21 protein-coding genes and 3 pseudogenes are annotated in these 20,435 nt (G+C 74.7%); 10 read left to right on the top strand and 14 right to left on the bottom strand.

Annotated elements, in window-relative coordinates; translation table 11 throughout:
- A pseudogene (locus AB0D08_RS35430) lies at positions 1-86 on the top strand (IS5/IS1182 family transposase); the annotation flags it as partial.
- 7 nt (positions 87-93) lie between these two features.
- Here AB0D08_RS35430 and AB0D08_RS35435 read toward each other — a convergent pair.
- A pseudogene (locus AB0D08_RS35435) lies at positions 94-429 on the bottom strand (MFS transporter); the annotation flags it as partial.
- Positions 430-728: 299 nt separating this feature from the next.
- Here AB0D08_RS35435 and AB0D08_RS35440 point away from each other — a divergent pair.
- Positions 729-1,307 carry a TetR/AcrR family transcriptional regulator gene (locus AB0D08_RS35440; RefSeq protein WP_033823224.1) on the top strand — a complete coding sequence of 193 codons (579 nt, stop codon included), beginning with the start codon at positions 729-731 and terminating at the stop codon, positions 1,305-1,307.
- Between the two features lie 62 nt (positions 1,308-1,369).
- On the opposite strand, the gene AB0D08_RS35445 is transcribed toward AB0D08_RS35440, so the two are convergent.
- The gene (locus AB0D08_RS35445) at positions 1,370-1,909 is read right to left on the bottom strand and encodes a MepB family protein (RefSeq protein WP_033823232.1); all 540 of its coding nucleotides are present in this window, start codon (positions 1,907-1,909) and stop codon (positions 1,370-1,372) included.
- Positions 1,910-1,960: 51 nt separating this feature from the next.
- On the opposite strand from AB0D08_RS35445, the gene AB0D08_RS35450 reads away from it, so the two are divergent.
- On the top strand, positions 1,961-2,323 hold the full coding sequence (locus AB0D08_RS35450) for a hypothetical protein (RefSeq protein WP_051813630.1): 363 nt from the start codon (positions 1,961-1,963) through the stop codon (positions 2,321-2,323).
- 99 nt (positions 2,324-2,422) lie between these two features.
- Here AB0D08_RS35450 and AB0D08_RS35455 read toward each other — a convergent pair whose 3' ends face one another.
- The gene (locus tag AB0D08_RS35455; protein ID WP_359894407.1) at positions 2,423-2,875 is read right to left on the bottom strand and encodes an ATP-binding protein; all 453 of its coding nucleotides are present in this window, start codon (positions 2,873-2,875) and stop codon (positions 2,423-2,425) included.
- 390 nt (positions 2,876-3,265) lie between these two features.
- Between AB0D08_RS35455 and AB0D08_RS35460 the strand changes: the two genes are divergently transcribed.
- Positions 3,266-4,546 carry a hypothetical protein gene (locus AB0D08_RS35460; protein WP_359894409.1) on the top strand — a complete coding sequence of 427 codons (1,281 nt, stop codon included), beginning with the start codon at positions 3,266-3,268 and terminating at the stop codon, positions 4,544-4,546.
- 236 nt (positions 4,547-4,782) lie between these two features.
- Here the strand turns inward: AB0D08_RS35460 and AB0D08_RS35465 are convergent, their stop codons facing one another.
- Positions 4,783-5,265, bottom strand: a complete 483-nt coding sequence (locus AB0D08_RS35465) for a hypothetical protein (protein WP_359894410.1) — start codon at positions 5,263-5,265, stop codon at positions 4,783-4,785.
- Between the two features lie 65 nt (positions 5,266-5,330).
- The gene (locus tag AB0D08_RS35470; protein WP_033823221.1) at positions 5,331-5,771 is read right to left on the bottom strand and encodes a helix-turn-helix transcriptional regulator; all 441 of its coding nucleotides are present in this window, start codon (positions 5,769-5,771) and stop codon (positions 5,331-5,333) included.
- Positions 5,772-5,980: 209 nt separating this feature from the next.
- On the opposite strand from AB0D08_RS35470, the gene AB0D08_RS35475 reads away from it, so the two are divergent.
- Complete coding sequence (locus tag AB0D08_RS35475; RefSeq protein ID WP_359894412.1) at positions 5,981-6,538, top strand: RNA polymerase sigma factor; 558 nt, start codon at positions 5,981-5,983, stop codon at positions 6,536-6,538.
- Positions 6,539-6,984: 446 nt separating this feature from the next.
- Here AB0D08_RS35475 and pstS read toward each other — a convergent pair whose 3' ends face one another.
- Entirely contained in the window at positions 6,985-8,094 is a 1,110-nt protein-coding gene (gene pstS, locus AB0D08_RS35480; protein WP_033823220.1) for a phosphate ABC transporter substrate-binding protein PstS, read from the bottom strand.
- Between the two features lie 211 nt (positions 8,095-8,305).
- On the opposite strand from pstS, the gene AB0D08_RS35485 reads away from it, so the two are divergent.
- Both AB0D08_RS35485 and AB0D08_RS35490 read left to right on the top strand, forming a co-directional pair.
- Positions 8,306-9,904, top strand: coding sequence for a family 10 glycosylhydrolase (locus tag AB0D08_RS35485; protein WP_359894414.1), 1,599 nt, complete (start codon positions 8,306-8,308; stop codon positions 9,902-9,904).
- A 65-nt stretch (positions 9,905-9,969) separates the two neighbouring features.
- Positions 9,970-10,653 (top strand): NAD(P)-binding domain-containing protein, encoded by a 684-nt coding sequence (locus AB0D08_RS35490; protein WP_033823219.1) that lies wholly within the window; start codon positions 9,970-9,972, stop codon positions 10,651-10,653.
- 74 nt (positions 10,654-10,727) lie between these two features.
- On the opposite strand, the gene AB0D08_RS35495 is transcribed toward AB0D08_RS35490, so the two are convergent.
- From AB0D08_RS35495 to AB0D08_RS35515, 5 genes are all read right to left on the bottom strand, one after another.
- A complete protein-coding gene (locus AB0D08_RS35495) occupies positions 10,728-11,267 on the bottom strand; it encodes a DUF1990 domain-containing protein (protein ID WP_033823218.1) in 540 nt (179 codons plus the stop codon).
- Between the two features lie 65 nt (positions 11,268-11,332).
- On the bottom strand, positions 11,333-11,965 hold the full coding sequence (locus tag AB0D08_RS35500; protein ID WP_359894416.1) for an alpha-ketoglutarate-dependent dioxygenase AlkB: 633 nt from the start codon (positions 11,963-11,965) through the stop codon (positions 11,333-11,335).
- Between the two features lie 44 nt (positions 11,966-12,009).
- Positions 12,010-12,522 carry a hydrolase gene (locus AB0D08_RS35505; RefSeq protein WP_359894418.1) on the bottom strand — a complete coding sequence of 171 codons (513 nt, stop codon included), beginning with the start codon at positions 12,520-12,522 and terminating at the stop codon, positions 12,010-12,012.
- Positions 12,513-13,352, bottom strand: a complete 840-nt coding sequence (nadE, locus tag AB0D08_RS35510; RefSeq protein ID WP_359894420.1) for an ammonia-dependent NAD(+) synthetase — start codon at positions 13,350-13,352, stop codon at positions 12,513-12,515. The genes AB0D08_RS35505 and nadE overlap by 10 nt, the downstream gene beginning before the upstream one ends.
- Before the next feature lie 91 nt (positions 13,353-13,443).
- The gene (locus AB0D08_RS35515) at positions 13,444-14,661 is read right to left on the bottom strand and encodes an NAD(P)/FAD-dependent oxidoreductase (RefSeq protein ID WP_359894421.1); all 1,218 of its coding nucleotides are present in this window, start codon (positions 14,659-14,661) and stop codon (positions 13,444-13,446) included.
- A gap of 337 nt (positions 14,662-14,998) precedes the next feature.
- On the opposite strand from AB0D08_RS35515, the gene AB0D08_RS35520 reads away from it, so the two are divergent.
- Both AB0D08_RS35520 and AB0D08_RS35525 read left to right on the top strand, forming a co-directional pair.
- Positions 14,999-15,202, top strand: coding sequence for a cold-shock protein (locus AB0D08_RS35520; RefSeq protein WP_033823215.1), 204 nt, complete (start codon positions 14,999-15,001; stop codon positions 15,200-15,202).
- A 352-nt stretch (positions 15,203-15,554) separates the two neighbouring features.
- A complete protein-coding gene (locus AB0D08_RS35525; RefSeq protein WP_359894422.1) occupies positions 15,555-17,066 on the top strand; it encodes a DEAD/DEAH box helicase in 1,512 nt (503 codons plus the stop codon).
- 44 nt (positions 17,067-17,110) lie between these two features.
- Here AB0D08_RS35525 and AB0D08_RS35530 read toward each other — a convergent pair whose 3' ends face one another.
- Complete coding sequence (locus tag AB0D08_RS35530; RefSeq protein WP_359894423.1) at positions 17,111-17,395, bottom strand: Atu4866 domain-containing protein; 285 nt, start codon at positions 17,393-17,395, stop codon at positions 17,111-17,113.
- A 46-nt stretch (positions 17,396-17,441) separates the two neighbouring features.
- Positions 17,442-18,302, bottom strand: a complete 861-nt coding sequence (locus AB0D08_RS35535; RefSeq protein ID WP_359894425.1) for a helix-turn-helix transcriptional regulator — start codon at positions 18,300-18,302, stop codon at positions 17,442-17,444.
- Positions 18,303-18,592: 290 nt separating this feature from the next.
- Here AB0D08_RS35535 and AB0D08_RS35540 point away from each other — a divergent pair, with 290 nt between their 5' ends.
- On the top strand, positions 18,593-19,996 hold the full coding sequence (locus AB0D08_RS35540; protein WP_359894427.1) for an amidohydrolase family protein: 1,404 nt from the start codon (positions 18,593-18,595) through the stop codon (positions 19,994-19,996).
- A gap of 208 nt (positions 19,997-20,204) precedes the next feature.
- On the opposite strand, the pseudogene AB0D08_RS35545 reads toward AB0D08_RS35540, so the two are convergent.
- Positions 20,205-20,435: pseudogene (locus AB0D08_RS35545) on the bottom strand (DedA family protein); the annotation flags it as partial.

Raw genomic sequence — 20,435 nt, forward strand, 5'->3', positions numbered from 1 at the left:
GGAGGATCTTCCGACACGCCCGCTGCAGCCCGAACTGGCTGACGTCAGCAGCCAAGGCTGTCCTCACCCTGGAGCTTCAACGCTGAAAACGCTCAGTGCACCCGCGATGCCCTGGACCACCCGGGCGATGATCAGCACCGTGATGTTGGGCGCGAGCGCGGCGACGAGACAGCCGACCAGCAGGGCGACCAGCGAGGCGACCAGGGTGCGCTTCTTGCCGACCAGGTCGCCGACGCGGCCCAGGATCGGGGTGAAGATCGAGGCGGAGAGCAGATAGGCCGTCATCACCCAGGTGACGGTGGACTGCGAGGTGTGCATCGCGTGCTGGACGGTCGGCAGGGCGGGCGTGATCAGCGACTGGAGCAGCGCGTAGACACCCGCACCGGTCGCCAGCACCCCGAAGGTGAGGCGGTTGGAGTGGCGGTTCATCGAACCTTCTCGGGACGTGGGACGGCGGTGGCCGGCCGATGGGCGGGCGGGAGGGCGGAACGGAGGATCGAGCGGCAGGTCGGACCGGGGCCGGGCGCGCGGGGCATGCGGGGGCGGACCGGCCGCGGGCAGCAGCGGGCGGGCGGTCCGCAGGCCGGAACCGGCCCGGCGGTGTGCGAGGGCGCCCGGCCGGACGGCGGCAGGGCGAGGTCGGGGCCTCACTGGTAAAGTTGAGGCATGCCTCCAGATTAGCGGAGGTACCCCTCCGGTTCAAGCCGGGTGTCCGAGATGAGGTCCGCGTGCCGGAACAGGTCGTCGTCCACGAGTTCCTCGCGGCCCAGCGCCCGCGCCGCGCCGACGCCGCGCGCAACTTCGACGCGCTGCTCGCCGCCGCCCGCGACGCCTTCGCCGAACACGGCGCCGACGCCTCCCTGGAGGACATCGCCCGCCGCGCCGGCGTCGGCATCGGCACCCTCTACCGCAACTTCCCCACCCGCCGGCACCTCTTCGAAACCGTCTACGCCAACGAGGTCAACGACCTCGGCGTGGTCGCCGCCGAGCTCGCCGGCGAGCCGCCGTGGGAGGCACTGGCCGCCTGGCTGCGCCGCTTCGTCTCCTACGCCCTCACCAAGCGCGCCATCCGCGAGGCCCTGGCGGGCGAGGAGACCGACGTCTTCCTGGCCTGCCGCCAGTCCATGTACGACGCCGGCACGCCCCTGCTGACCCGCGCCCAGGAGGCCGGCGAGGTACGCCCTGACATGGACATCGACGACCTGCTGCGCCTCGTCTCCGGCGTCAGTACGGTCGCCTTCCCCGACGACGAACAGCGCGACCGGGTGCTCGGCATCGCCCTCGACGGCATCCGCGCCAGGCGCTGAGCCCGGGGCGCTGAGCCCGGGCCCCGGGCACGGGCATCCGGACCGCCCCTTGCGGCCCCGGGTCAGTCCCGCGCGCGGTACAGCGCCCGCGCCCGGACCAGGTCGACGGGGCCCCCTTCGGGGACCGGCAGGAAGAACTCCAGCTGCCAGGCCTGGGCGGCGCGGGCCTGGCGGTTGGTCGTGGTGACCCACGGCGGGTAGACCCGGAACGCCCGCTTCCCGCCCACCCCGTCACGGGACAGGACGTCCCGCTCGCCCAGCGCCGCGCACGGGAGGACGAACTGCCCGAACTGCCCGCCGTCCCGCGAACTGATCACCACCAGGTCGAGGTCGTCGGCGGTGTCGAAGGGCCGGATCGGCCCGCGCGGATCGGGCCGCTTCCACACCGTGACGAACTGGCCCGCCTTGGCCGGAGTGGTCCGCGCCGCCCGGAACCGCACCGCGCGGCCGTCCAGGTCGAACCCGTACGCCGCGTACTGCGCGCTCTCCGCCTCCGCCACCGGCGGGGAGCACGCCAGCCCGGCCGGGTCGTAGACCCGGGCCTTCGCCGCCAGCAGGTCCGGGTGCAGATCGCCGGACCAGGTCCGGGGTTCGTTCGACATGCCGCCATCCTGGCAGGCCGCACCGACGGCGGACGGGGGGATACTGGGCGGATGCGCAGGGCCTACGTCCATGAGGCGGTCGTGGTACTGGCGGCGGGCGGCGACGTCCGGGCCCTCGGGGCCGCCGTCACCGTCGCGCTGTGCGGGCACTGGGACCACGAACCGCCGTGCCCACTCGCCCCCCACCACACCGCCGTCGAGCCGTCCACCGACGCCCGGGTACGGCTGCGGGTGCTCTTCGCGGCCGAACCGGCCGCCGAGGCGGAGGTCCGCGAGCGGATCGAGGCGGCGCTGCGCGGCGGAGCGCTGGAAGGCCCGGACGGCGTCACGACCCGCTGGCGGCCCGCCGGCTCCCGGCCCGGCGCGATCCGGCCGGACGAGGCCGAGCACGCCGAACGGCTGGTACGGAGCTGAGCGACGGGACCGACCGGTACGGCCCCTGCGGACACCGGGCCTGACGGTCCGTCGTCCCGCCGGCCGGTCACCACGACCGCGCCTGCCCGGACCCTGGCCTCAGCCGCGGTCCTCCCGGCGGCGGGGATCCTCCGCCTCCGGGCCCGCGGCGGGGACGGAACGGCGCAGCGTCACGACCGTGCCCCCACCGGGCGGGAAGGCGTGGTTGACGCTGTCCATGTAGTGGCGCATCAGCAGCAGTCCCCGGCCGCCCGGGAGCAGCAGCCGCTCGGGCGCGCGGGGGTCGGGACAGGCGGCCAGGTCGAAGCCCGGGCCGTCGTCGGTGACCGTCGCGGTGATCCGGCCGTCCGAGACCTCGAGGTCCAGCAGGACGGGACGCCCGGCGCCGTCGAGGGTGCGGCCGTGCCGCAGGGCGTTGGCGACCGCCTCCAGGATCGCCACCAGCACCTGGTTGCAGACCTCGGGCCCGGCGTCGACGGCCGCCAGCTCGGTGCAGACCGCCTGTTCGACGGCGGGCAGATCGGGTGACTCCCGGTCGATGGCCAGCCTCACGGGCCACCGCGCCCGGGGCATCGGCGACCGCGCTCCGGCGGGCGCGGGGGCCGGGGGTGGCTGCGGGGCACGGCGCTCTCCCGTCGACGGCGGGCCCGCGTTCGCCTCCAGCGGGACAGCACACATGGTGGTCCACGCCTGTCGCCCGCCACCGCGGACGACACCCCGGCGACACGAACGAGTGAACGGCCCGCACCCGCGGACGCGGGCTGCAGCGCGGGCGGGCCGTCACACGGGCGAACATTTCCCCTCCCTCCCGCGATGCTTCGACCGCGGAGCGTGGTCGCTGTCCTAGCGTGGGACCACTCGCGGCCGGGACCGGCCGCCGAATCCCTCCGCACCGCAGCGCCGGATCCGGCGGAGGTCCGCCGTGGCCGAAAGGGAACGACCATGCAGGTAGCCGTCAGCCGTACCCGACTCGGCAGGGCTGCCCTGGCCGCCTGCGGGGTCTCGGTGCTGCTCGCCCCGTCCGCGGTCGCCGCGGCCTCGGAGCCCGGTACGCCCGGGGGAGTCCGGGGCGAGGTGGTGACCGTGACGACCGTGAAGGTCGGCGCCCCGGGGAACCCGGCGGTCGCCGTCGTCCCGTTCACCGACGCGATCTACCGGACCTGCGCCGACGCGCCATCGGACACGTCCGGGTGCCTGATGGTCGGTGGCGTCCGCGACCCGTACGAGATCGGGGAGTTCGAGGTCACCGTCGGCCAGTGGGTGGCCTTCCTGAACACGGCCGACCGCCGGGGACGGGACCCGCACGGTCTGTACGACCGGAGCGAGAGCTCCTCGGCGTGGCCCAAGTACGGCCCGATCGAGTTCTCCGCCGCGGCGGCCGACGGCCACCACTACACCGTGGCGTACCCCGAGTGGGCGGACAAGCCGTACGGCTTCGCCGACTTCCTCAAGGCGGCCCGCTTCGTCAACTCGCTCCACAACGGCCGGCTGGTCTCCCGGCAGTCCGGCGTCCGGGACGGGCACGACTACGTCAGCTACCAGGTCGAACTCTCGCCGCAGACCGAGCGCGGCATGTACGACCTCGCCCGCCCCGATGCCACCCGCGCGCAGGACTCCGGCTTCGTCGTCCCGAGCCAGGACGAGTGGATCAAGGCGGCGTACTACGACCCGAGCGGCGGCGGCACCTACTCCTACTGGAAGTACCCCACCAACCCCGGTGTCTTCGGGGACGGCGACGCCACCGCACCCGCGCCCACCGTCCTCGACCCCGCCACCGGCGACGTCACCAACGCGGCCACCCAGCCGCTGGCCTCGTACCACGCGAGCAACCTGCCCGCACCGAGCTGGTGCCCGGGCCAGGTGCAGCCCGTCACCTGCGCGACCGTCAACCCCTTCGGGCTGGACCCCATCGCGTACCGGATGCTCTACCAGGGCAGCCTCAGCACCGTCGGCCAGGCCAGGACCACCTCGCCCTGGGGCACCCTCGACCAGGGCGGCAACGCGGTCGAGTGGACCGACACCATCACCCCGCCCCCGGCCGGCGGGGACTCCGCACGGGTCTGGCGCCGGGAACACGGCGGGGTGTCCAACGCCCCGGCGTACCAGATGTGGCCCTCCGCGGTGGGTCTCCAGCCGCAGGACAACCCCTTCTTCAGCCACACCTACCCGTGGCTCGGCTTCCGCGTCGGGGTGATCGGCGACCTCGGGCCCTGCGCGCCCTGAGCGGGCGGACGGGACATCAGGCCACCGTCGGGGGACGCTTAGCGGTCCCGCCACCGTGGCCCTCGTGAACGGCGCGGGAGACCGGCCCGGGATCGAGCAGAGGTGCCCGGAGCGGTTGAACGGAGACCGGGGCCCCGGCCGGGCGGTCCCGCCCGCCTCCGCAGCTCCGAATCCAGGCCCTCTCCGCCGACGCCCCGCCGACGCCCCGCCGCGCCTGCCGTGCCCGCCGGGTGTCGTCAGTCGTGGGTCGGGGGGCGGGTGGTGTCCGGGGTGGTTCTGGCCGGGGGGACCGGGAGGGGGGTGCCGTCCCGCATCAGCTTCTGGACCAGGCCGTTCCAGTCCGAGGAGAGGTCGGCGTAGTCGGCGGTGGTGGCCGCGGCGGCCCGGCGGGCCTCCGTGAGGTCGTCCCTGGTCGTCAGGAGCAGCCCCAGCAGGGAGTCCACCCCGTTGCGCTGCCGCTGCTGCTCCTGGATCTGCCGTCCGAGGGCGGCCAGGTCCAGGGCGAGGGCGTCGTGCTCCGCGGCGGCCCTCGACTGCTCGGAGAGCACGAAGGCCAGCTGGGTGTGGAGCTGGTCGTCGGCCCGGTGGACCCAGTGGCGGACCTTGGCGAGGGCGAGTTCGGTGGCGGTCAGGACCGCGAACAGGAAGCCGGTCAGCGGGGGGATCCAGGGCGTCTCGCGGCCCGCCACGACGGCGAGCGCCAGGCCGAGAACGGACATCGAGACTCTGACGACGGTTGGTGCGAATCTGGCCACGCTGACCTTCACCTCATTCCGGCACGACGTCAGCCCGCATTCTCCTCCCGTTGCCCGTGCTGCATGGTGATCGCCTGCGAGATGGTGGCGAGCAGGAATTTCCGGATCACGGGGTCGGTAATGCCCCAGGCGTCGGCCGCTTCCTCTGGGCTGATGGCCTGTGAGCGTACTCTCAACGGAAGGCTGTTGGCGGAATCTCGGGAAATAACGCCGCCGCGGACCAAGAGGTCCCGCAGTTCGACATGTACCGCGTAGGCGATCTGCTCGAACTGCGACGGACGGGGGAGCGTGTCCCCCCGCAGCATCCGGCCCACGGCTGACGCGCTCATTCCGACGTCCTTGGCGAGCGCGGCCCGGCCGCCCGCGCCGGGGCGCAGATCGTATCCCGCGCGTTCGGCGGCCTCGTGGACGGCCGCACCGAAACGGCGGGCCGTGGAGCGTCCGGGATCTTCGTCAATGGTGGGTGGCATGCGGGCAGACTACCGCGCCGCCACGGAGCGGCCATTCACCTTGCGCGCATGCAAGCCTGTACGGGATTCCCCTTGATTACCGGGGATTGGCTCGGGATTATCGATTTCCTTGCTTGCATGCGTGCAAGGGTGTTAGCGTCTGCGCCTACCCCGCAGAGGGGTCGGAGCGGACCGGGGAGGAAGCCCTGACACGCAGCAACGTCGACCGCATGTCGATGCTCATCGATCTCGCGCAGGCCGGCGATCCGGCCGCCTGGAGCGAGTTGTACCGCCGCCACCGAGGCCCGTTGCTGGCCTATCTCCTGCGCCGGACGCAGGGGAACGAAGCACTCGCCGAGGACCTGACGCAGGAGACCTTCGTGCGGGCGATGCGCTCGATCCGCGGATACCGGTGGACCGGCACGGACTTCTCCGCATGGCTGGTCACCATTGCGAAGAATCTGCTGAAGGATCATGTACGGCGGAGGTCGTCCATTGCCGAGGTGCTGGTTCTCGAGATGCCCGAGATGGATGCGGGAGTGCGCGTGGAGAGCGCGGTCATCGCGGCATTCGACGGCGCGGCCGATGCGGCCAGGCTGGCTATTGCCATGACAAAATTGACCGCCGCCCAGCGGGAGATGCTGCGAATGCGCTACTGGGACGGTCTGACGTCCGAGGAGATCTCCCGCTTGACCGGCCGGCGGGTGGGGGCGGTCAAGACGCTCGGATACCGCGCCAGGGTGAGGCTCCGCAAGGAATTGGTGGGCGCCGGCCGGGGGGACCGGTGAATCCGCGGGCCGGCGGCTCTCGCCGGCCGGTCATCCGTCGTCGCCGCGCTCCGCGGGTCTGCGCAGCATTGCGGCGGGCCCGGTCACGAAGACGACCGGCCCGCCGGTCCGGGGTCTCGGCCCGTCGGACGGCGCGGGGCGCCCGCCGCCGCGGGACTGTCGCGGCCGGGGCACCGGGGAGCCCGGGACGGTACGCCGCTGGGCGACCCACAGCCGGACCAGGTTCCGGTAGATGGGTTCGGCCTCGGCGGGCCCGAGGGGACGGTCTGCAGAATCGTTTCTGTCCATGCTTTCCTCAACGCAGTCGCCGCTCGCAGGGCACGCCCGAGGGCGCGCCGCGCGCCGGCCGCGCCGGTCCGTCACCACCCCGCCGGTCGCACCCGGCACCGCCGCGCGGCGACCCCGCCGGGCCGTCGGACCCACCGACCGGTCGCCGGGCGCCCGGGTCAGCCGAGCCCGTCGATGGTGGCGCGGACCTGCGCCGCGATCGGCACCGGCAGCGGTACGTACCCCTGGGCGCCGATCGCCCGCTGGGCCTTGTCGCCGGCGGCGTAGGACAGGAAGGACCTGAGGGCCGGCAGGACCGCCGGCTTGTTGCCCTGGTCGCAGACGATCTCGTAGGTGACCAGGACGAGCGGGTACGCGTTCTCCTGGTCGGTGGTGTAGTCGAAGGCCAGCGTGAGGTCCTCGCCCGGCCCGGAGAGCTTCGCGGCGGCGATGGTGTTGGCGGCGTTGGCGGCGGTGGCCTCGACCGGCTTCGGCGCACCGGTTCTGATGGCCGCGCTCCGCAGGCCGTCGGCCCCGGCGAAGGAGAGTTCGACGTAGCCGATCGAGTTCTTGGTCTGCTCGACCTGGGCCGCCACCCCGGCGCTCCCGGTGGCGGACTGGCCGCCCTGGCCCGCCCAGGCCTTGGCGGGCGGGTAGGGCCAGGCGCCGTTGGAGGCCGCGGCCAGGTACCGGGTCAGGTTGTCGGTGGTACCGGAGTCGTCCGCGCGGTGGATCGCCTGGACACCGGCCGAGGGCAGGGTGACCCCGGGGTTGAGGGCCGCGATGGCGGGGTCGTCCCAGCTGGTGATCCGGGAGTCGAAGATCTTGGCGAGGGTCGGCCCGTCGAGGACCAGGCGGTCGACACCGTCGATGTGGTGGACGATCGAGATCAGTCCGGCGACCAGCGGCAGGTCGATGCCCTGACCGCCGGGGCAGACCTGGCGGGTCGCCTCCACGTCGGCCGGGCCCAGCGCCGCGTCGGAGCCCGCGAAGGCGACCTTGCCCTGGACGAACTGCTGGAGCCCCGCCCCCGAACCGCTGGCACCGTACGTGACGGTCACCGCCGGGCAGAGGGCGGAGAAGGCCGTCTTCCACAGGTCGATCGCGTTGGCCTGGGCCGTCGAACCGGCCCCCAGTACCTGGCCCGAGCCCGCACAGGCGCCCGACCCGGACGTCGCCGTGGATCCGCCACCACCGTCGGATTGGCACCCCGCGGCCGCGCACACAAAGGCCAGCGCCAGCGCGGCGCCCAGGAGGCGGATGCGGGACGAGCGGACCCGTACGGGCATGACGACTCCAGACGGCGGCGAGGCGCGGACAGCGTCATCGTCACTCACGGCGCACGCCGCCGCCGGGACGCTCGCCGCCGTTCGACCCAACGGCTCAAGAAGGACGGCCGCAGCCGCCTGCGGCGGGCCCGCACGCTGCCCGCGACGCTCTCCCGGCTTCCCGCGCGCGCCCTCGCCGTGCCGGCGGCCGGTCGGATCTACGCTGCTGGCTGTGCTCGGTGAGTGGAGCGGGGCCGCGCCCCTGGCCGGACGGCGCGATTTTCTGGCGGGCGTCGGCAGACTCGGGGCGGCGGCCCTGCTGGCGGTGCGTCCCGAGGCCGGCCCGGCGGGTCCTGACCGGCCCCGGCCGGACGGCGCCGTCGGGCGGGAGATGCGCGGGGTGTGGATCGCCACCGTGGGCAACATCGACTGGCCCTCCGCCCCCGGCCTGCCGGCCGAGCAGGCGCGCGCGGAGTTCACCGCACACCTCGACCGCGCGGTCGCGCTCGGCCTGAACGCGGTGTTCGTCCAGATCCGCCCGACCGCGGACGCGTTCTGGCCCGGCGCACCGGAGCCCTGGTCGCAGTGGCTGACGGGCACCCAGGGCCGGGACCCGGGCTGGGACCCGCTGGCCTTCATGGTCGACGCCGCCCACCGCCGCGCCCTCGCCTTCCACGGCTGGTTCAACCCCTACCGGGTCGCCACGCAGCCCGACCCGGCCCGGCTGGCGCCCGGCCACCCGGCCCGGCTCCACCCCGAGTGGATCGCGTCCTACCAGGGCGGCCTCTATTACAACCCCGGGGTGCCCGCGGCCCGGCGGTTCGTGGTGGAGGCGATGATGGACGCCGTTCGCCGCTACGACCTGGACGGCGTCCACTTCGACGACTACTTCTACCCCTACCCGGCTCCGGGCCGGGCCTTCCCCGACGACGAGGCGTTCGCCGCCCACGGCAGCGGCTTCACCGACCGCGCGGCCTGGCGACGGCACAACGTCGACCTGCTGATCCGCGAGATGCGCGACCTGGTCCGCGAGGCCCGGCCCGAAGCGGCCTTCGGCGTCAGCCCGTTCGGGATCTGGCGCAACGCCGCCACCGACCCGGCCGGCTCACGCACCCACGGTACCCAGTCGTACGACGACCTGTCCGCGGACTCCCTCGGCTGGGCCCGGGACGGGCTGGTCGACTACCTCGCCCCCCAGCTGTACTGGGCGATCGGCACCGAGGGCTCGGACTACGCCGAACTCGCGCCCTGGTGGGCCGCCCGGACAGCCGGCTCCGGCACCCAGCTGTGGATCGGCCAGGCGGTCTCCCGGGTCGGCGACCCGGGCCGCCCCGGCGCCTGGCAGGACCCCGCCGAACTCTCCCGCCACCTCACCCTGAACGCCGGACTCCCGCAGATCGGCGGCAACCTGCTGTGGAACGCCACCAGCGTGTGGGCCGACCGGCTGGGCGGGGTCGGCCGGATGGCCGCCGACCACTGGCCCCGCCCGGCGCTCGGACCGCTGCTGCCCCGGCTCGCCGCCGCCCAGGCACCGCCCCGGCCGCCGCTGGCCGTCCCCGGCCTCGACGACCGGGGCCGCCCGCAACTGGTCATCCACCCCGGCGGCCCCCGCCCGGAGCCGTTCCAGCACGCGGTCTACCGCTACGACACCCACCCCGGCCCGGGCCCGCGGACCGACCCGGACCGGCTGACCGCGCTGCTGCCGGGACGCACCCGCCGCTTCACCGTCCCCACCACGGACGGCTCCTGGTACACCGTCACCGCCGTCGACCGGGCCAACCGGGAGAGCCGGCCCGCGACGCCGGTACGGCCGTCCGGGGGGCTCGCCTGACCCGAACGGTGGGCGCGGAACCGGGGACGGGAATACCCCGCCGGTCCCGGAGCACTGTGACCGGTATGGCTACCCTCGGACTCATCGGCAGCGGAAACATCGGCAGCACCCTCGCCCGCCTCGCGGTGGACGCCGGGCTCGACGTGGTGCTCAGCAACTCGCGCGGCCCGCAGACCCTCTCCGGGCTGGTCGCGGAACTCGGCCCGCACGCCCGCGCGGCCACCCCGGCCGAGGCGGCAGCGGCGGGCGACTGGGTGGTGGTGACGGTCCCGCTGAAGAACTACCTCAAGGTCCCCGCGGCGCCGCTCGCCGGCCGCACCGTGCTGGACACCAACAACTACTACCCCGAGCGCGACGGCCACTTCGACCGGCTCGACTCGGGCGCCACCACCAGCAGCGGCCTGCTCCAGGAGCACCTCGCGGACGCCCACGTGGTGAAGGCGTTCAACAATATCTACTTCGGTCACCTCGCCGCCCTGGCCCGCCCGGCCGGTGCGCCGGACCGCACCGCCCTGCCGATCGCCGGCGACGACGCGGCGGCCAAGGCCGCGGCCACGTCCCTGCTCGACGCACTCGGCTACGACACCGTCGATGCCGGACCGCTCGCCGAGGGGTGGCGCTTCCAGCCCGGCACCCCCGCCTACGGCCTGCCGTACCTGAAGGACCCGGGGTCCCCGCTCTCGGAGGACCCGGGCCACTCGGCCGGCGCCCCCGCGGTCCGCGAGGCGCTGGCGGCGGCCACCCGCTGACCCGGCCGGCAACCAGCAACCGGTAACCGGCAGCCGACCGCCACCCGGTGACCCGGGGCGCCGGGCCGCGGGCGTCAGCCCGTCCCGGGTCCCGGACCGGGCCGGCCGCGCGCCGCCGGCCGGCGCAGGACCCGCGCGCAGCGGCGGACGTAGAGCCGCTGGAAGACCGGGACCAGCGGGGACACGGCGCGGGTGAACCAACGGGCCGGGCGGCTGAAGGCGGTGACGGTGAACCAGACCTGCCCGTCGGGATCCAGCTCCACCTCGAAGCACTCCTCGCCGCGCTCGGGATGACCGGGCAGTGTGCCGTAGGCGAAGCCGATCCGGGTCGGCCCCTCGACGGCCCGGACCACCGCGCAGGGGGCGGTGAGCGCCAGCCTGCCGCGGCCGAGCACCACCGTCACCAGCACCCCCGGGGCGGCCCGCGGCGCGGACGCCGACACCCCCACCCCGACGGCGCGGTGCATCCGCCAGGTCATGATCGCCTCGCCGGCCGCCGCGAACTCCTCCCGGCCGGCGCCGATACGGGCGCGGTGACGCAGGTGGTGGTACCCGGCCGGCAGCGGGCCGTCCGAAGCCGTCGCGCCGACCTCGGGGTAGCTGAAACGGTTCATGGTGGAACCCTTCCGGATCAGGCCGTCGGACGGTCGGAGTGCCGGGCCGTCAGGGTGTCGGACCGTCAAGGTGTCGGGCCGTCGGGGTGGAGCAGGGTGCGGAAGGTCACCGACACCCGGCGGCCCCGGGGCACGCGCCCCGCGGGGCCGGGGTCGGACCGGCGGGCGGCGATGGCGTGGCGCCAGCTGAATCGTGCCGGGCCGGTCATGACCAGCAGGCTGCCCGCCGCGATCGGCAGCGCGAGCCGGGTTCCGTCCTGCGGGTCGGTGAAGTCCATCGAACAAGCGGAGCCCAGCGAGACCGCGGCGATCACCGGTCCGAAACACGGCAGGCAGTCCACATGGGCGCTGATGCCCTGGCCGGGCAGGTACTCGTTGACGATCACCTGCTCCGCCTCGCGGTCCATCAGCCCCTCGCCGAGCAGCCGCCCGGCCACCTCCCGGGCCCACCCCGGGACCGGCGGCACCTCGGCCGTCCGGTCGGCGGACACGCTGCGCCGCCCGTAGTCGTACCGGTGGCCGTAGTGCTGCACCCGGCGCCTGAGCTGGGTCGACCACGCCTCGGCGTCGACCTCGGCGAGCAGCGCCCGGGCGCTCTCCGGGGTGAGCCAGTCGGCCAGGTAGTGCAGGCCGGGCACCTCGGGCACGTCAGGTGCGCCGGGCACGTCGGCGGCGGACCGCGGGTGGGTTTCGGGCATGCCCGCACAGTAGCCAACGGCCCGGACAGCGGGACGGCGGGAGGTCAGGCCCGCCCGGGTGCGCGGGGACCGTCCGGACCTTCCTCGGTGCAGGTGGTGCAGGTGGTGCAGGTGGTGCGGGTGGTGCGGGTGATGCGTATGATGCCGACCAGGGTCCGGTAGCGCTCGCGGGCGGCGAACTCGGCCATCGGCCAGACGGCCGGGCGGCCGACCTCCGCGCAGAGGTGCAGGACCGCGTCCTCACCCGCCCAGACGCCGAGGTGGGCGCCGTACGGGTCGGCGGTCCGGTTGAAGAACAGCAGGTCGAGCCGGTGCGGATGCCGGACGCGGACCGAGTGCCGCTCGTCCTCCCACAGGTCGCTGGAGCGCAGCGGGGGAGCGGCCAGCCCGAAGCGGTCGAGGACGGCGTACGCGAACAGCTGGCAGTTGGCGCCGTCCGCGAGGCCGGGGCGCTCGGTGACGGCCAGGGATCCCGGGTAGCGGGCGCCGGCGTACGGCACGTCCCACAGGCCCGGGATCCGGAGCAGATCCGACGGGTCCCGCCGGATCAACGCCACCAGTCGTCGAGCGGGGTGGTCGGCACGGTCCGCTTGTGCCGGGTCGCGAAGAAGATCGACTCCACCTTGGCGGCGACGGCCGGGGTGACCTCGGCGCCCTCCAGGTAGTCGTCGAGCTCGGCGTAGGTGAGGCCGAGCGCCACCTCGTCCGGCAGCGCGGGCCGGTCGTCCTCCAGGTCGGCGGTCGGGACCTTCTCCCAGACGCTCGACGGCGCGCCCAGCTCGGCCAGCAGAGCCGCACCCTGACGCTTGGTCAGGCCGGTCAGCGGGGTGAGGTCGACACCGCCGTCGCCGTACTTGGTGAAGAAGCCGGTGACCGCCTCCGCCGCGTGGTCGGTGCCGACCACCAGCATGCCCAGCTGCCCGGCGATGGCGTACTGGATCACCATCCGCTCGCGGGCCTTGATGTTGCCGCGCACGAAGTCCCGCAGCTTGGGCTCGTCGCCCAGCAGCTCCTCCAGGCCGAGCGCCGCCTCGGCGGCGACGGCGTCCGCGCTCGGCTTGACGTTGACCGCGATCGAACGGTCGGGCCGGATGAAGCCCAGCGCGATCTGCGCGTCGTGCTCGTCGGCCTGCACGCCGTACGGCAGCCGGACCGCGACGAAGGTCGCCTCGTGCCCCTCGGCGCGCAGCTCCTCGGCGGCGAGCTGGCACAGCCGGCCGGCCAGCGTGCTGTCCTGGCCGCCGCTGATCCCGAGGACGTAGCCCGTGGCCGGGGTCGACCTCAGGTAGTCCTTGAGGAAGTCGACCCGGCGCCGGATCTCGGCGGCGGGCACGATGGACGACTGGACGCCGAGCTCGGCGAGGATCTGCTCCCGTGAAATGGCCACCCGCGAACTCTACTGAACGCGGCCGCCGGGCCGGGAACCCGGTCCGCGGCAGGCAGCGGACCCGGCGGACCCTGCGGTGCCAGGGCCGGGCTCAGGACCGGCCGGGGTGGGGTCCGGCGACGGACTCGGCGAGCAGGCGGCGCCCGGTCCGGGTGGTGAGGACACCGCGCAGGGCGGCGTCCCGGACGGCGCGCGCGGGCGCCGAGCGCAGCGTCCAGGCGCGGGTGGCGAGGTCGGTGCGGGCCAGCACCCCCAGGGCGTCGGCGCGGCGGGACCGGCGCCAGGCCGTGAGCGCGTCCGCCACCGCACCGCCGCGCGCGGTGGCGGCGGGCAGCGCCGCGGCGAGCGAGACGGCGTCGCGCAGGCCGAGGTTGAGCCCCTGCCCGCCGACCGGGCTGCACACATGGGCGGCGTCGCCGATCAGCAGCACCCGCCGGCTCCGGTGCCCGGCGGCGAGCCGGCGGTGGGTTCGGAAGGTGCTGGTCCAGCGGCAGTCGCGGACGCTCGCCGTCCACCCGCGGGCCGCCGCCTCGGCGGCGATGGCGGCGGGGTCGGCCCGGCCGTCGGGGACGGGCGTGGCGGCGGGCGCGAGGGCGCCGTCCGGTGTGCGGCCGGACGGCAGGTGCAGCACCACCCGGGCCCAGCCGTCCAGGTGCATCGGCAGCACCACCAGCAGGCCGCGCGGCCCGCCGACCATGTGGACCCGGGTCAGGTCCAGCGAGGAGTCCTCGACCCGCAGGTCGGCCAGCTGCCAGGTCCCGGTGTAGGTCCGGCCCCGGAACGCCGTACCGGCCAGGGCCCGCAGGGTGCTCGACGCACCGTCGGCCGCCACCACCCAGCGGGCGCGCAGCGGGTCCAGGGCGTCCGCCCGTACGGTGACGCCGTCGGCGTCTTCGGTGACCGACCGGACCGCCGTCGAGCGGTGCACCCGTACCCCCGCGCGCTCGGCCCGCTCGGCGAGCAGGCCCTCGGTCGCACACTGCGGGACGGTCAGGATGTACGGGTACGGGGAGCGCAGCCCGCCCAGGTCGAAGCCGCCGAGCCGGCGCCCCCGCGACCACATCTCCACGGTGTCCACCCGGCGGCCCAGTGGGTGCAGCGCCTCGGCCAGCCCGCTCGGCGCGAGCGCCTCCAGGGTCCGCGCGTGCAGGTCCGTGGCCCGGGACTCGGTGACCGGACCGGGGCGGCGCTCCAGCACCACCACGCCGAGCCCCGCCCGGGCGAGCAGCAGCGCGGCGGCGAGGCCGACCGGCCCCGCGCCCACCACCGCCACGTCCGCGTCCACCGCCACGTCCGCGTCCACCGCCATGTCCGGCACTCTAGCCGGGCCCGGCGGGGTGTGATCCACGGGCGCGGTGCCCGTTCCCCCGAAGCCTTCTGACGGTCCGTCGGTGATGGTGCGGGGGGCCGGGCCGCGGCGCGGGGGAATGCTCGCGCGACGCGCGGAGGTAATTCCTCCTCGAATCGGCCGGCGCCTGCTACAGTCATGCCAGTTGCAGTTGTGGTCCCCATGAACGTGTGTGTGCGCCTGCTGATGTGATCGCGGGCGCATTTTTGTTGTCCGGGTTTTCCCGGTGGGTCATCATCGCGGCGACTCGAGGTCTGCACGGTGCTGACCTCGGACGGCCCCTCGAAGGAGAGCTTTAATGGCTAATGGCACTGTGAAGTGGTTCAACTCGGAAAAGGGCTTCGGCTTCATCGAGCAGGACGGCGGCGGTCCGGACGTGTTCGCCCACTACTCGAACATCAACGCCAGCGGTTTCCGTGAGCTGCTCGAGGGCCAGAAGGTCGAGTTCGACGTCACGCAGGGCCAGAAGGGCCCGCAGGCGGAGAACATTCGCCCGCTGTAGTTTCCACTGCGCAGGCACCTGCCGACGCAGCAGGGACCCGCACCGCGTAGACGCACGGTGCGGGTCCCTGGGCATTTCCGCCGACCACCGCCGAGGCCCCACCGGCCCGGCTCCGTCACCGGCGACCACCCCCCACGCGAGACGCACCGCGCCGCGGCCCGGGGCCGCCCGTGACCATCCGCGGATCGAGGCCGCCGCCGTCCCACGGCGAGCGCCCACCGCAGGCGACGTGCCGCACGGCTCCACCGTCCACGCCCCGCCCGTTCCATCTCCGGCCCGTTCGTGCGATCCCGCGCTGCCCTGAGCCGCGGGGACCTCCTCGTGACGTGCCGCCCCGAGGAAGGCCCTTCGCATGAACCGCTCCGACCGCAGCAACCGCTCCGATCGCCCCTCCTACCGCGGCGGTGGCGCCGCGGCCGCCCGCTCCGGCGGCCGGGCCGGTGCCGGGTCCCGTTCCGGTGGCGTACGGCGCCCGTCCGGCGGCAACCCGCGTCAGCGCTCCGCCGTCCAGGGGGAGTTCGCACTCCCCGTCACGATCACCCCGGCGCTGCCCGCCGTCGCGTCCTTCGACGAGCTGGAGCTGCCGAACGCCCTGCTCGCCACGCTGACCCGGCAGGGCGTCAGCGCGCCGTTCCCGATCCAGGCCGCCACCCTGCCGAACACGCTGGCCGGCCGTGACGTCCTCGGCCGCGGCCGGACCGGCTCCGGGAAGACCCTCGCGTTTGGGCTCGCCCTGCTGGCCCGCACCGCCGGCCGGCGCGCCGAGTCCCGCCGCCCGCTCGCCCTGGTCCTGGTACCGACCCGGGAACTGGCCCAGCAGGTCACCGAGGCGCTCACCCCGTACGCCCACGCGGTACGGCTGCGCGTGGCGACGGTGGTCGGCGGCATGTCGATCGGCCGTCAGGCGATGGCGCTGCACCGCGGCGCCGAGGTCGTGGTGGCCACCCCCGGCCGGCTGAAGGACCTGATCCAGCGCGGCGACTGCCGGCTCGACGGGGTCGGCGTGACCGTGCTGGACGAGGCCGACCAGATGGCCGACATGGGGTTCATGCCGCAGGTCACCGAACTGCTCGAGCAGGTCGCCGAGGGCGGGCAGACCATGCTGTTCTCCGCCACCCTGGACCGCAACGTCGACAAGCTGGTGCGCCGCTTCCTGCACGACCCGGTGGTGCACTCGGTGGACCCGACCGCCGCGACCGTCAGCACGATGGAGCACCACCTGCTGCACGTCCAGAGCCACGACAAGAACGCGGTGGTCGCCCACATCGCCGCCCGCGAGGGCGGGGTGATCATGTTCACCGACACCAAGCACGGCGCCGACCGGCTGGTCCGGGACCTGCTCGCCGACGGCGTCAAGGCCGCGGCGCTGCACGGCGGCAAGTCGCAGCCGCAGCGCACCCGCACCCTGGAGCAGTTCCGCCAGGGCCAGGTCACCGCGCTGATCGCCACCAACGTCGCCGCCCGCGGCATCCACATCGACGGTCTCGACCTGGTCGTCAACATCGACCCGCCGGCCGACCACAAGGACTACCTGCACCGCGGCGGCCGCACCGCCCGGGCCGGCGAGTCCGGCACCGTCGTCACCCTCGTGCTGCCCAACCAGCGCCGCGAGATGAGCCGCCTGATGGCCGCTGCCGACCTCACCCCCAACGCGCTCACCGTCCACCCCACGGACGAGGAGCTCGCGCGCATCACCGGCGCCCGCGTCCCCACCGGCATCCCCACCGTGATCGCCAACCCGGTCGTCGAACGCCCCCGGCGCAGCGCCTCCGCCGGCCGCAACCGCGGTGGCCGCGGTCGCCCCGGCCGCGGCTCCGCGAGCCCCCGTACGGGTGCCGGGGGCCGGCCCACGGCCGCCGCGTAAGGACCGGGACGCCGGGCCCGGCGCGCGGCTCCCGGGCCCGGCCGCTACCCGGCCGCCCGGGGGCGGCCCGGCCCGGGGGAGTGCTCCCGGTACAGCACCAGGTGCTCGTGGAAGAGCACGCCGTCCCGGACGTCGCCGGTGGCCGTGAAGCCGGTGTCGTCGACGTAGTCGAGGTGGTCACCGGTGACGGTGTACCGCCCGGTGTAGGCGCTCGGCCGGTCGCCGCGGGCCTCGTCGTACCGCCCGTCGGCGAGCAGCGCCTGGCGGATGTGGCCGTCGGCGGTCACCCACATGCCGACGAAGGGGTGCGGGGTGTCGTAGCTGTCCATGCCTCAACTGTCGTCCGCCGGGGCGCGGGCAGCCAGGCCGCGGCGTTCATGGCTGTGTCGGTCCTGGGAGTGCGGCACCCACCCACCGCGCACCGGCGGCCGTCGCGTGCAGCTGCTCGAAGGCGGCGGCCGTCGGCCCGGCGGGCTCCGCCTGGTACACCACCAACTGCTGGTGCGGGGCGCCGTTCACGGCGAAGGCCGAGAAACGGATCTCCAGGTCCCCGACGGCGGGGTGCCTGAGGCGCTTGACGTCCTGGGCCTTGCCGCCGACCTCGTGCCGTTCCCAGAGCTCCGCGAACTCCTCGCTCCCGCGCGAGAGTTCCCCGACCAGTTCGGCGATCCTGGCCGAGCCCGGATCGTGGCCGAAGGCGGCCCGCAGCTCGGCGGCACACGAGCGCGCGGCCCGCTCCCAGTCCCGGTAGAACCCGCGGCCCGCGGGGTCGGTGAACACCAGCCGCGCCAGGTTGTCGAACCGCTCGAAGCCGCTGTGCAGGGCGGCGGCCACCGCATTGGCCGCGAGGACGTCGAGCGCCGGGCCGACCACGAAGGCCGGGGTGTGCGCCCAGCCGTCCATCAACCGGACGAGGTGCGGGTCGACGGTGGGCCGGGCGCGGCCGCGCGGCCGCTGGAAGGCGGCCAGGCAGAGCCGGTGCAGATGGTCGGCGGACTCCGGCCCCAGCCGCAGCGCCTGCGCCACGGCCTCCACGACCTGCGGCGACGGGCTGCGCTCACGCCCCTGCTCCAGGCGCACGTAGTAGTCGGCGCTCACCCCGGCCAGCAGCGCGACCTCCTCCCGGCGCAGCCCCGGGACCCGGCGCCTGCCGTGCTCGGGCAGGCCGACCTGGTACGGCTTCAGTGCCTTCCGTCGGGCCCGGAGAAAATCACCCAGCGGCGTCCCGTTGCTCATTCCCCCCACCCTAGTGCCGCGTCGGGGGGCCTCCCTGCGCCGGGGACGGCCCCGGGCGGGGCGCCGAGGGGGCGCCGGGGGAGGCCCCGTGTCCGGCGGGGTCGGCCGGACGGGCCGGTACGTCGGGGCGGGCCGGGTCGGACCCCGGTGTGCGGGCGGGTGGGCAGCCTGGGTGCCGGACACCCAGGTACACGGCGGCCTGGTTACCCGGGCCGCGTACCCCGAGGCTGGCCGCGAGGGCGACCGCCCCGGCCGGGCGTCGCCCGGCGTACCGCACCGAAAGGCCTCCCGTGCACGCCGACCCCACCCCCGACGACCTCACTCCCGCCGTCCTCGACCGGATCCGCCGGGCGGCCGGCGACCCCCGGCGGCGCATCCTGTTCACCGGAGCGACCGTCGTCACCATGGACCCCGCCCTCGGCACCCTGCCCCGGGCGGACCTGCTCGTCGAGGGGGACACCATCGCCGCCGTCGGCACCGCCCTCGACGCCGGCGACGCCATCGTCGTCGACGCCACCGGCACCGTCCTGGCACCGGGCTTCGTCGACACCCACCGCCACGCCTGGCAGAGCCAGCTGCGCCGGATCATGCCGGACGTGGACGACCTCGGCGGGTACGTCACCACCACCCTCGCCGGCTACGCCACGGCCTACCGGCCCGAGGACATGTACACCGGCACCCGGCTCGCGGCGCTCTCCGCGATCGACGCCGGGATCACCTGCCTGCTCGACTTCTCGCACAACTCCCGCACCCGCGAGCACTCCGACGCCGCGATCGAGGCGCTGCTGGACACCGGCATCCGGGGTGTCCACGCCGCCATGGGCCCGCACTTCGGCGACTGGGACCACCAGTGGCCCGGCGACCTCACCCGGCTCGCGGACCGGTACTTCAGCAGCGACGACCAGCTGCTGACCCTGCGCCTGGCGGCCCTCGCCACCGACGAGATCGCCGGACCGGCCCTCGCCTACGGGCCCGGACTCGCCCGCGTCGCCGCGGACCTGGGCATCGGCGTGAGCGTGGACGCGGTCTTCGGCGCCGCCTCCTCGGCGGCCGTGCTGGACTGGGCCGAGGCCGGCCTGCTCACCCCCGAGGTCACCCTCATCCACGCCACCGGGCTCACCCCCGAGGCGTGGAAGGCGATCGGCGGCTGCGGCGCCACCGTCGCACTCGCCCCCACCTCGGACGCGCAGATCGGCCTGGAGACCGCGGTTCCCGCCGTCGACGAGGCCCTGGCCGCGGGCGTCCGCCCCGGCCTCAGCATCGACGTCGAGGTCGCCCTGGCCGGCGACATGTTCACCCAGATGCGGACACTGCACGCCATCCAGCGGATGCGCGCGGTGAACGACGCCTACGGCACCGGCCGGCGGCCCGCCAGGATCACCACCCACGACGTGCTGGACTTCGCCACCCTCCAGGGCGCCCGCACCAACGGCCTCCAGGACGTGACCGGTTCGCTCACCCCCGGCAAGAAGGCCGACCTGCTGGTCATCGAGGCCGAGGACCTCAACACCATGCCCCTCAACGACCCGGTCGGCACCGTCGTGCTGGGCTGCGACGCCCGCAACATCACCGCCGTCCTGGTCAACGGCGAACCCCGCAAGTGGAACGGCCGGGTCCTCGACGTCGACCTGCCCGCCCTGCGGCAGCAGGTCCGGGCCTCCCGCGACCACATCCTGGCGGCCACCACCGGCTGAGCGGCCCGCCGGGAGAGGCCGATCGGGCGGGATCGGGCGAGGAGGCGTCGGACGCCGGCGGATCGGAGTCGTGAAGCACACGGCTCGGTGCGCGGACCGCCGGCTCACGGTCCGGTGGGAGGTGCGGCGCCGTTCCTTCCGCCCTCGCGCAGTTCCCCGCGCCCCCTGGAAGGACGACGGTCCCCGCGTGCCCTGCCTCCGTCCGGCGTCAGCGCGAGCGCGAGTCCCGGTGGGGGTGGAGCAGGACCGGCAGCAGCGAGAGCAGGACGACCGCCCCCACCAGCAGCCACAGGTAGTGGTCGATCCCCGGGACGGCCGCGCCCAGCCAGTACCCCGCCAGCACCAGGGTCTGCGACCAGAGCACCCCGCCCACGATCTGCCAGACGGTGAAGGTCCGGGTGGGCACGTCCAGGACACCGGCCAGCGGGCTGAGGACCGT

It is taken from the genome of Kitasatospora sp. NPDC048540 (genome assembly GCF_040651175.1).
Taxonomy (GTDB): Bacteria; Actinomycetota; Actinomycetes; order Streptomycetales; family Streptomycetaceae; genus Kitasatospora.

Excerpts from the sequence above, each read along its gene's own strand:
- AB0D08_RS35530 (WP_359894423.1), bottom strand. The coding sequence starts at position 17,395 with ATGGACAGCTACGACACCCCGCACCCCTTCGTCGGCATGTGGGTGACC.
- AB0D08_RS35535 (WP_359894425.1), bottom strand. The coding sequence starts at position 18,302 with ATGAGCAACGGGACGCCGCTGGGTGATTTTCTCCGGGCCCGACGGAAG.
- AB0D08_RS35450 (WP_051813630.1), top strand. The coding sequence starts at position 1,961 with ATGCGCAGGGCCTACGTCCATGAGGCGGTCGTGGTACTGGCGGCGGGC.
- AB0D08_RS35500 (WP_359894416.1), bottom strand. The coding sequence starts at position 11,965 with ATGCCCGAAACCCACCCGCGGTCCGCCGCCGACGTGCCCGGCGCACCT.
- AB0D08_RS35515 (WP_359894421.1), bottom strand. The coding sequence starts at position 14,661 with ATGGCGGTGGACGCGGACGTGGCGGTGGACGCGGACGTGGCGGTGGTG.
- pstS (WP_033823220.1), bottom strand. The coding sequence starts at position 8,094 with ATGCCCGTACGGGTCCGCTCGTCCCGCATCCGCCTCCTGGGCGCCGCG.
- AB0D08_RS35495 (WP_033823218.1), bottom strand. The coding sequence starts at position 11,267 with ATGAACCGTTTCAGCTACCCCGAGGTCGGCGCGACGGCTTCGGACGGC.
- AB0D08_RS35475 (WP_359894412.1), top strand. The coding sequence starts at position 5,981 with ATGTCGATGCTCATCGATCTCGCGCAGGCCGGCGATCCGGCCGCCTGG.
- AB0D08_RS35490 (WP_033823219.1), top strand. The coding sequence starts at position 9,970 with ATGGCTACCCTCGGACTCATCGGCAGCGGAAACATCGGCAGCACCCTC.
- AB0D08_RS35470 (WP_033823221.1), bottom strand. The coding sequence starts at position 5,771 with ATGCCACCCACCATTGACGAAGATCCCGGACGCTCCACGGCCCGCCGT.
- AB0D08_RS35525 (WP_359894422.1), top strand. The coding sequence starts at position 15,555 with ATGAACCGCTCCGACCGCAGCAACCGCTCCGATCGCCCCTCCTACCGC.
- AB0D08_RS35520 (WP_033823215.1), top strand. The coding sequence starts at position 14,999 with ATGGCTAATGGCACTGTGAAGTGGTTCAACTCGGAAAAGGGCTTCGGC.
- AB0D08_RS35445 (WP_033823232.1), bottom strand. The coding sequence starts at position 1,909 with ATGTCGAACGAACCCCGGACCTGGTCCGGCGATCTGCACCCGGACCTG.
- AB0D08_RS35465 (WP_359894410.1), bottom strand. The coding sequence starts at position 5,265 with ATGTCCGTTCTCGGCCTGGCGCTCGCCGTCGTGGCGGGCCGCGAGACG.
- AB0D08_RS35460 (WP_359894409.1), top strand. The coding sequence starts at position 3,266 with ATGCAGGTAGCCGTCAGCCGTACCCGACTCGGCAGGGCTGCCCTGGCC.